The sequence below is a fragment of the Neisseria sp. WLZKY-1 genome (assembly GCF_046546535.1).
Taxonomy (GTDB): Bacteria; Pseudomonadota; Gammaproteobacteria; order Burkholderiales; family Neisseriaceae; genus Neisseria.
In genome coordinates this window covers 1-352 of sequence record NZ_JBKGTW010000140.1, presented here as the reverse complement: position 1 = coordinate 352, position 352 = coordinate 1, and the positions used below count along the sequence as shown (strand labels likewise).

Here is a 352-nt window from a genome sequence, read left to right as displayed (position 1 = left end):
TCGCTGCCTTACCGCAACAGGCGGAAACGGTTCGGGTTAAGGGCAAATCTGATTGCAGGACTGGTTAATGCGATGGGATGAATATTTTCGCAAGAGGTCTAATATAGCTTCTTATAAAAAGTGTGCCGCCTATCCTTGATCACAATTGTGAGGTGGCATTCAAAACAATCGTTAAAATTTGAGGATAAGAAAATGCAAGAACAGGAAAATAGTAAAAATCAGGAAGTACAAGACAATCACACAATGACCAAACTGCAAGATGTATTCAACCTTGCACATGACCAAGCTCATCCTGACAAAATCGATGCCGCCATCCGTGCCAATACGCGGGTATCTGGAACTAACATGTGGG

General features: G+C 42.9%; 1 pseudogene. It reads left to right on the top strand.

What is annotated here, in order from left to right:
* Nucleotides 1-192 precede the first annotated feature (192 nt).
* Nucleotides 193-352: pseudogene (locus ACLD9W_RS12565) on the top strand (TIGR00341 family protein); the annotation flags it as partial.